This window comes from Clostridium sp., from assembly GCF_051654825.1.
Taxonomy (GTDB): domain Bacteria; phylum Bacillota; class Clostridia; order Clostridiales; family Clostridiaceae; genus Clostridium.
In genome coordinates this window covers 1-9,073 of sequence record NZ_JBOFYU010000294.1, presented here as the reverse complement: position 1 = coordinate 9,073, position 9,073 = coordinate 1, and the positions used below count along the sequence as shown (strand labels likewise).

Below are 9,073 nucleotides of genomic sequence, written 5' to 3'. Positions count from 1 at the left end.
AGTTTGATTACTTTTTATTTTACTATCTGGGTCATTTACTATAATTTTATTATCCTTATCTACCCCAGTTAAAACTATAAAATGTCCACTTGTTGTAAATGTTCCTGGTCCCATAGTTGCAATAATAGGTTGTCCATTTCTTAAGGTATTTAAAATAGTATCTTCTCTTAAAGATAATTCTTCACCTATTAATCCAAAGCTTGCTGCCCCTAATGTCATAAGATCCCAACTTGATCCCACACCTTCTACTAAGTAACCACTTTCTAAGCTAGCATCTGCAATAATCTTTGGATTTATATCTGTATTTCCTGTAAGCCCTACTACTACCATTGCTAAAGATGTTGGCCCACACCCATTAATAGCAATAAAATCTGAACCATATTTATCATACCCCCATCTTTCATCCCATTGTATGAAAAGTGGTATTTCTCCATTCTTATAGTCCTTTTTTATAGATATAGTTTCATTTGTAGCTTCATTATAATTAGGATAATTTGCTACAAAACTTATAACCTCATCCTTTTTTGCCGCCAACTCTAAAAGCTCTCTTGGATATAAATTTATATTAGATAAAATCTTAATTACTTCTGGATAATCATTTACCTTACTTAATAACACTTGTATAACTTCATCTGGAGAATTTTTAACCTCATCTGGAACACCTGCTAATTTATCTACTATTTTAGGTTCATCCTCTGTTTTCTCAGGTGCTTCTACTACTTTAGCTTGTACATTTCCATTTGAAACATTACTAGCTATTTCATCATTTTCTCCATAAAATTTATATGCTAATACTGCTATAGCTACAACTAATATTACTCTTCTAAAAAATCTAATAATTTTTCTTTTTCTTCTTTTTCTTTTTAAATCTTTTAAATTACTCATACTTTATCTCCTTAGAAAAAAATTAGCAATATAAATGTTATTATAAATTCCAAAAAGCATTATGTCTATGAAAGTAAGTTATTTGTAATAAAAAAATTCACAACAATTGTTGTGAATTTTATATTTTTCTTGTAAATATATTATTTTTAGAATATTTTACTATTTATTAAGTTAGAATTCCATCTGATAAGTTCACTATTCTTTTGCTCCAATTAGCTACGTTAATATCATGTGATATCATTATTATTGTATGTCCCTTTTGATTTAATGCTTTAAATAACTTTAATATTTCTTTCCCTGTTTCTGAATCTAATGCCCCTGTTGGCTCATCTGCTAATAATATTGTTGGTTTTGTTACCAATGCCCTTGCTATTGCTACTCTTTGCTGCTGCCCACCTGAAAGTTCATTTGGCTTATGTGAAATTCTATCTTCAAGTCCAACCATCTTTATGCTCTCCTCTGCTAACACATTAGCTTCTTTTTTAGACATTCCCCTTATTAGAAGTGGCATTATTATATTTTGCAAAACAGTATATTGATAAATCAAATGATATTTTTGAAATATAAACCCTATATTTTTATTTCTTATTTGTGCCAATTCTTTATCGCTACAATTATGAACTTCAACATCATTAATATAATATTCTCCACTACTTGCAGTGTCCATTCCACCAATAATATTCATTAATGTAGATTTTCCTGAACCTGACGCTCCTAAAATAGTAATAAACTCTCCTGAGTTAACTTCTAAGTTTACATCCTTTAAAACATGAAGTGAGTTTTCTCCCACATTGTAATACTTATTTATATTTTTTAAATTTATTATTGTACTCATTATTACTCCACAATATCAACTTGGAATACTACCTCTGAGCTTCCTGTAGTTTTTGTATAAACCCTTATTACTGCACCATCTTTTATATCTGACATCTTAATTTCCTTTCCTGTTGTAAAGTCAAATATCTTTGCTCCAGCTGGAATAACTAAGCTTTTACTTTCACCTGTATATTCTAATTCAGATTTAGTTTTACCATCGTTAATTATTTCTTCCTTCATTGCTACTCCAGTTCCTCCTACTGCCTCAAATGAATTACCTGTCGCTTCAGTAGCTTCAACAGTTTCGCTTACAACAACACTTGCTCCTATATCTGTAGCTCCACCATCAGTAGATGATGAATATGTTAATCCACCATTTTCTTCACCTTCGCCACCTTCAATATTAATTATATTTTCTTTTGCTAAATTTAACTCTATTTCATTTCCTACTTGCTTTTCTACCTTACCAAAATAAGTATTTGCTAGCGAGTTTTCATTTACTGTAGTTTGATTTTCTTCTTTATTTTCATTTGACTTTGAACATCCTACTGTTCCTAACATCATTATACTTAATATTATTAATAATCCTTTTTTCATTTTAATCCTTCCTTTTTATATTAAATTTAAAGCTTCTATAGGCTTTAATGTTGATGCCTTATATGCTGGGTATATCCCAAATATAGTTCCTGTCAATATTGCAAAAATAAGCGCTATTACTTGTCCAGATATTGATGGACTCACTGGTATATCTGTGTATTTCATAAGTGGCATTAAATAATAGCTTAAGAGTACCCCCACAATTCCTGCTAATATGCTTATTATCACGGATTCTAATAAAAACATTAAAAGTATATTTTCCTTTGAGCTTCCTAAAGCCTTTAATATTCCTATTTCATTTGTTCTATCCTTAACTGATAAAAATAAGACATTCATTATTCCTATGCCCCCAACAATAAATACTATTGTTGCTACAGATATTAAAAGCATATTCATAGTTCTTGCTGACTTTGTTGCTGCATCTATACGACTTCCTGCATCTTCTAAAATATACATATTGCCATCATCTAAAACATAATCTAATGTACTTTTCATTTCTGCCATAGCCTTATCTATTAAATCTACATCTAACGCCATTCCAACAATTTGTGGTAAGCCTCCTGATTTAGATAAATTCTTTTCTGCTGTTGTATATGGTATAAATATTGAATCATCAGCACTTACACCTTGTATACCATCACCTTTTCTTTCTAAAACTCCTATAACTGTATATTTAACATTTTCTATTTTAATAATATTTCCTACAGCATCTTCTGCTCCCATATAATACTTATTTGCTAATGAATCCCCTATTACAGCTACATTAGTTTCATCCTCTACATCTATATCTGTAATATCTGTTCCATAAGCTAAGTTAAAATTGGATACTATTGAATAATCCTCTGTTACTCCAATTATTGTTGCATTTTCCTTTTGTTTATTTATAATAGCCTCACCATAGTTTGTACTCCTTAAATAAATTCCTTTAAGAGCTGTACTTTCATCCATTATTTGCTCCATATGTTTTATTGTAAGCCTAGGTATCTTATTAAAATCTAAGTTTGAAGCTAATGAATAATCTGGATTAACATATATTGTTTCTGCGCTTAATCCACTAAACTGTGCCTTTACTTCTTCTTCACCTCCTCTTCCAATTGCTATAACCATAACAATAGTTGCTGACCCTACAATTATTCCTAAAGAGGTAAGTATTACTTTGAACTTATTTTGAAGTATATTTACTAATACAATCTTTAATATTTCAATAAATCTCATTTACCTATCCTCCTATTACAACTACATCACCTTCATTTAATCCACTAACTACTTCACTATTTCTTCCATCTGAAAATCCTGTTACTATTTGAACTTCCTTTAAGTTTCCTTCTAAATCTTTAACCTTAACTACTTGGTTTCCATCCTTTAAGGTTATAGCCTTATTAGAAAGCATAAGAACATCTGTAACTTCCTTTAATATAAATTCAGCATTTGCAGTCATTCCTTCTAATAAGTCAAAACCTTTTGAGTCTACTTCTACAATAACCTTATATGAAGTACTTCCCCCTTCTGTATTAGGCTTTAAATTTATTAATTTTATCTTTCCTTTAAACTCTTCATCTTCATAAGCTGAAAGTTCTAAACTTACATTTTGCCCCTCTTCTATTTTGCTAATATCACCTTGAGATATAGTTATTTCTGCCTCTGTTTTTTCTAAGCTTCCTAAAGTAACTACAGGATCATTAGGCATAATTACAGTATTTAAAGCTCCCACTGCCATTACTATCCCTGTTTCTTCTGCATATATAATAGGCTCTACCTTTAATTTTTCTAGCTTGTTTATTTCTTTATAAATCTTTTCAACTTCAAGCTCTGCAAGCCTTATATTATTATCAGCATCTTTTATTGCAATATTATTTTTTTCATTATTTATAGCTTCTCTTTTTTGTTCATCAGCTATTTGAGTTCCTCTATTTGCATCAAGTGTATTTAGGTTATTTCTTTCTCCTTCAAGTTGATTTTCTAATCCCTTCTTTTCTTCCTTTAAACTATTTATAGTTAATCTTGTATTTTCAATTTTTTCCTTATTTTCACCTTCGTTAGATAATAAGTTCTTTAGTTCATTTTCTGATGTAGATATTTTATTTTCACAATCATTTAAGCTTTTTTCGATATTATTTATCCTTGAAACTATATCATTTCTGCTTACTTCATATTGATTTTTATTTACTTCTGAATCTGAATTATTATTTAGTCCTATTAATACTTTTGCATTCTTAGCTTGTTCTAATGATATATTTGCCTTTTCTAAATTTGATCTTTGCTCAGCTAGCTTTTCTTCTATAGCATCCATAGAAATTTTAGCTAGCTTATCTCCCTTTTTAACCTTTTGACCTTCATTTGCATATAATTCTTCAATAATTACTTCATTTTCAAAGCTTTTCTTTATTTCCTTTAGCTTTATTATTCCTGAACCATTTGTTCCTGATCTAATGTTTCCTCTTGTAACTGTGTACTCTCTTAACCTTGTAACTTCATTATTATTTTCACTAGCCCTTGCCTTACTAAAGTAAACACCTGATACTGCTAAAAATAAAATTGGTATTATAATTACTAATGTTTTTTTACTTATAAATCCTTTATCCTTCTGCACTCTTCCTTCTCCCTTCTTTATATAAACAAACTTATTAGCTTCAGATTTAGTTTTAACTCCACCTGAAGGTTATAACCCTTATCTATGGACGCATACAGTGTCATCTCCCTCCAAAAGATAAGGAAGTGTTACAACTGCTAGCCATAAGATACATTAATTGTAATAAATAAAGAGTTAAGATAGAGTTAAGACAGACTTAATTCCAAATAAAAATAAGCATCACCATATTACTGATGACGCTTATAAATGTTATTATTTATCTATATATCCTTTAAATAATTAATTTTAAATTTAATTTGGAATGTACTTCCTTCATCTTTATTTTTTATATATTTTATAGTTCCACTATGATTTTTTATAATATTACTTGTAATTGCTAATCCTAAGCCTGTTCCACCAATCTTTCTAGATCTAGATGAATCAACTCTATAAAATGGTTCAAATATATATTCTATTTTTTCTTCTGGAATTCCTATTCCAGTATCCTTTATATTAATAATAGCATCACCATTTTCTTCAAAACTATCTATATAAATTTCACCCTTATCCTTATTATATTTAATAGCATTTTGAATAACATTGCTTAATGCATGAGTAATCATTATATTATTTCCAACTATATTTATATTCCCTTTATTTAAACTTACATTAATATTTTTTTTATCTATTTCTTCTTTTAAATCCTTTAATATTTCTGTAAATACAAAATCTATATTAATATTGTCGTTGAAGTCATATTCCCTTTTAGCTGCTATTAAAAATAAATTATCAACTAAATTAACCATCCTATCTACTTGACTTTTAAAAACATCAACTGTATAAGCATAGTCTTCAATAGTAGGATTTTCATCCATTGATAATACATCTATATTAGTTTTTAATACTGCCAATGGTGTCTTTAACTCATGAGCCGCATCTGCTGAAAACCTCTTTTGACTTTCAAATGCCTTATCTATTCTATCTAACATTATATTTAATGAATCTGATAATTTACTTAATTCATCCTTTGTATTAAATCCCACTATTCTATTTGAAAGCTGATTTTCATTTATATCTTTTATTTGATTACTTAAGCTTTTAACAGGGTTTAGTAATTTACCTATTATAAAATAAGTAAAACTTCCTCCAATAATAATTACTATAATCATAACTAACATAGCATTATATCTAAAATTAACCTGCGCTGTTGAAACTACTGTTGAAATAGCCATAGCTCCCTGAATAGATTCTATTGATTGAGTTACCTCACTCTTTATTTCATCTTCATAAAAAACATCCTTATTTAATTCATCCTTCCCATTAACACTATGTAAGCTAATTGATTGAATTGGATTTACGAAACTTGCAAAGGCATTATTTACAGATAAGCTAGTTGTTATAATAGTAACTACTATTATAATTAATGTTGTCATTAATGTTAGCCTTAATCTCAATGATAAATTCTTAATCATATTTTAATCCTCACCTTTAATTATATATCCTACGCCTCTAATATTACTTATAATATCCTCAGTACAATAAGCTGAAAGCTTTTTTCTTAAAGCACTTATATGGACCTTTATAACATTTGAAAACATATCACACTCACTATGCCATACATGCTCTATTAATTCTTCTGCACTTACAACTCTTCCCCTATTAGTCATAAGATATTCTAGGATTGAAAATTCCTTTGGTGATAAGTCTATCTTTTTTCCGTCTCTAGTTAAAGCTATTCTCCCTGGGATATCCACCTTTATATTTTCACAACTAAGCTCTGATGATTTTTGAATAAAGTTTCTTCTTAATAATGACCTAACTCTTGCTGCTAACTCTCCAAAGTCAAAAGGCTTTACTAAATAATCATTTGCACCCATATCTAAACCTTTTATTCTTTCATCAAACTTTGACCTTGCTGATAAAATAATAATTTTAGACTCCTCATCCTTTTTTCTTATATTAGATAATATATCTAACCCGTCCATTGATGGTAAGTTTAAATCTAATATTATTAAATCATACTTATTTATAAATGTTAGCTCAAGACCTTCTTCTCCGTCACTTGCTATATCAACTACATAATTTAATTTTTCAAAACCTCTTTTTAATGCACTTGCTAAATACTCTTCATCTTCTATAATTAATATCTTCATAATAATCCACCTTTAAAATAACAATTCTAATTTAACTATATCATTGCTTTAGTTAATTTTTAGTTAAGATAACCTTAATTATACCTTTCTTACTATATTATTAAATATTATTTATATCGCAAAATACTATATTGTCCACATGTAATAAATCATTTTTTCTTTTTATATACTTTATAAAGATTGTTTTTAGCAAATTAAAGGAGAAGATCAATTATGATTAATGATAAATTTTTTAATGGTACTATGATGCAATATTTCCATTGGTATTTACCTTCCAATTGTGGGCTTTGGAATAAAGTTTCTAGAGACGCAACTTATTTAAGCCATATTGGAATAACTTCTTTGTGGCTACCACCAGCATATAAGGGCAATGAAGGCATAAATGATGTTGGCTACACAGTTTATGACCTTTATGATTTAGGAGAGTTTAATCAAAAAGGTTCTGTTAGAACTAAATATGGGACTAAGGATGAATACTTAAATGCAATTAATTCATTGCATAAAAATAATGTTCAAGCTTATGCTGATATATCTTTTGAACATAAAATTGGCGCTGACCAATGTGAGCCTGTAAAAGCTATTGAGTTTAGCAGCTATAATAACTTTCTTCGACGAAGTGAGCCTATAGATATTTTAGCTTGGACTAAATTTACCTTCCCTGGAAGAAGCAATAAATATTCTTCATTTAAATGGGACTGGACTTGCTTTGATTCAGTAGATTGTGATCAAGGTTCCTGCAGATTATCATTATTTAAGTTTCTAGATAAGGCTCACACTTCAAGTATTTCTAATCCCCAAGATAACTCCAATTATCTTATTGGAGCACATGTTGACCTTAATAATACCCATGTTAGAAGTGAACTTATTAACTGGGGTGATTGGTATTTAAATTTTACTGGAATAGATGGATTTAGACTTGATGCAGTAAAGCATGTTAATAATAATTTTTTAAAGGATTGGGTTGAGACACTGCGTTATAAAAGTGGAAAAGAGCTATTTTCTGTAGGAGAGTATTGGCATCCTGATATAAATGTATTAACTAACTATATATCATCTACTAATGGTAAAATATCTTTATTTGATGTTCCTCTTCACTTTAACTTTCAAAAGGCAGCTTCAAGTAATGGTGAATATGATATGAGAAATATTTTAAAGGGAACATTAATGGAAAGCTCTCCCATTAATGCAGTTACCTTTATAGATAATCATGACACACAAAAAGGTCAAGCTCTTGAATCTTATGTTCTTAACTGGTTTAAGCCTCTTGCTTATTCAATAATACTTCTAAGAGCTGAAGGATATCCTTGTGTTTTCTATGCTGACTATTATGGAGATGGCTTAAAGGGATCTATCCCTCCAATGAATGATATTTTAGATAAGTTACTTTTAACTAGAAAAAATAAGGCTTATGGACAACAAAATGATTATTTTGATCATGAAGACATAATTGGCTGGACTAGAGAAGGTAATGAAGATCATAATGATTCTGGATTAGCAGCAATACTTTCAAATGGCTCTGAAGGATTTAAAGATATGTATGTTGGAAAACAATTTGCAGGTGATTTTTTCTATGACATACTAGGTAATAAAAAAGAGCTAGTTAAAATTGATAATGAGGGTATTGGACGCTTTACTGTTAATTCCTCTAGTGTTTCTGTTTGGGTAAAAAATGATGACAAGCTTTCTAAATTTCTTAAAATGATATTAGAATAAGAACTCCCCCTATTTTCATAGGGGGTTTCTTATTTTCAGTTTTTAAATTTACTTTTAAGTAATTTAACCATTTCTTCTTTATTTTCCTCTAATTGCTTAAGTCGATTAACATTTGCTCCTGATGGATGTGGAAACCCCTTAAGTATCTGGTCTTCATTTATAATTTTTTCCTCTACTAGCTTATCTAAAACTTCTTCAACAGCCTTTCCAAGAGGTATAAGTAAAATTTCACTTGGATTATTTAAATTATTAAATTCCTCCTTAAAATTATTACAAACATATTCCATTAAAAACTTACTCTTTATTAGTTTAGGAGTATGACCTGTATAATTTTCTCTCT

At 29.0% G+C, this 9,073-nt stretch carries 8 protein-coding genes and 1 pseudogene; 1 reads left to right on the top strand and 8 read right to left on the bottom strand.

Going from position 1 to position 9,073, the window contains the following annotated elements; translation table 11 throughout:
* The 7 genes from ACRDBA_RS18015 to ACRDBA_RS17985 all read right to left on the bottom strand — a co-directional run.
* On the bottom strand, positions 1-885 hold an 885-nt coding region (locus ACRDBA_RS18015; RefSeq protein ID WP_438574315.1), incomplete at its 3' end, for a C39 family peptidase.
* Between the two features lie 166 nt (positions 886-1,051).
* Positions 1,052-1,720, bottom strand: a complete 669-nt coding sequence (locus ACRDBA_RS18010) for an ABC transporter ATP-binding protein (protein ID WP_438574314.1) — start codon at positions 1,718-1,720, stop codon at positions 1,052-1,054.
* A gap of 2 nt (positions 1,721-1,722) precedes the next feature.
* Complete coding sequence (locus ACRDBA_RS18005; RefSeq protein ID WP_438574313.1) at positions 1,723-2,298, bottom strand: hypothetical protein; 576 nt, start codon at positions 2,296-2,298, stop codon at positions 1,723-1,725.
* Between the two features lie 15 nt (positions 2,299-2,313).
* On the bottom strand, positions 2,314-3,513 hold the full coding sequence (locus tag ACRDBA_RS18000; protein WP_438574312.1) for an ABC transporter permease: 1,200 nt from the start codon (positions 3,511-3,513) through the stop codon (positions 2,314-2,316).
* Positions 3,514-3,517: 4 nt separating this feature from the next.
* Positions 3,518-4,888 carry an efflux RND transporter periplasmic adaptor subunit gene (locus tag ACRDBA_RS17995; protein WP_438574311.1) on the bottom strand — a complete coding sequence of 457 codons (1,371 nt, stop codon included), beginning with the start codon at positions 4,886-4,888 and terminating at the stop codon, positions 3,518-3,520.
* A 260-nt stretch (positions 4,889-5,148) separates the two neighbouring features.
* Complete coding sequence (locus tag ACRDBA_RS17990; RefSeq protein ID WP_438574310.1) at positions 5,149-6,339, bottom strand: HAMP domain-containing sensor histidine kinase; 1,191 nt, start codon at positions 6,337-6,339, stop codon at positions 5,149-5,151.
* A 3-nt stretch (positions 6,340-6,342) separates the two neighbouring features.
* The gene (locus ACRDBA_RS17985; protein ID WP_438574309.1) at positions 6,343-7,020 is read right to left on the bottom strand and encodes a response regulator transcription factor; all 678 of its coding nucleotides are present in this window, start codon (positions 7,018-7,020) and stop codon (positions 6,343-6,345) included.
* Positions 7,021-7,233: 213 nt separating this feature from the next.
* Here ACRDBA_RS17985 and ACRDBA_RS17980 point away from each other — a divergent pair, with 213 nt between their 5' ends.
* The gene (locus ACRDBA_RS17980) at positions 7,234-8,733 is read left to right on the top strand and encodes an alpha-amylase (protein ID WP_438574308.1); all 1,500 of its coding nucleotides are present in this window, start codon (positions 7,234-7,236) and stop codon (positions 8,731-8,733) included.
* 35 nt (positions 8,734-8,768) lie between these two features.
* Here the strand turns inward: ACRDBA_RS17980 and ACRDBA_RS17975 are convergent.
* A pseudogene (locus ACRDBA_RS17975) lies at positions 8,769-9,073 on the bottom strand (hypothetical protein); the annotation flags it as partial.